This window comes from Cellulosimicrobium composti, assembly GCF_009711085.1.
GTDB lineage: Bacteria > Actinomycetota > Actinomycetes > Actinomycetales > Cellulomonadaceae > Cellulosimicrobium > Cellulosimicrobium composti.
In genome coordinates, this window is the sequence record NZ_WMKA01000129.1 from 1 (window position 1) to 470 (window position 470).

General features: G+C 82.3%; 1 pseudogene. It reads left to right on the forward strand.

Annotated features, from left to right (window positions below):
• Positions 1-470 (forward strand): annotated as a pseudogene (locus GJV82_RS19685) (2-succinyl-5-enolpyruvyl-6-hydroxy-3-cyclohexene-1-carboxylate synthase); the annotation flags it as partial.

Here is a 470-nt window from a genome sequence, read left to right on the forward strand (position 1 = left end):
CGGCCGACGCGCCCTCGACGACGGTCGTGCCCGCGCGCGCCGTCCTCGCCGCGGACCAGCCGGCACCGGGCGCGCGGACGGTCGTCGTCGCGGGCGACGGTGCGGGCCCCGTCGCGCGCGAGCTCGCGGAGGCGCGCGGCTGGCCCCTGCTCGCGGAGCCGTCGTCCGGCGCCGTGGGCGGCACGCACCTCGTCGTCGCCCACCCGCTCGTGCTCGGCGTCGACGAGCTCGTCGACGCCGTGGAGCACGTCGTGGTGCTGGGCCGCCCGACCCTGTCGCGGCCCGTGCAGAGGCTGCTCGGCCGCGCGGGCGTCGACGTGCGCGTCGTCGCGGACGGTTCCGGGCCGTGGCCCGACGCCGCGCGCAACGCCGCGTCCGTCCTGCCCGCGGTCCCGACCGGGTGGCTCGACCCGGACGGCGCCGCGCCCGGGCCGGGCGGCGCCGACCCGGCGTGGCTCGCGCGGTGGCGC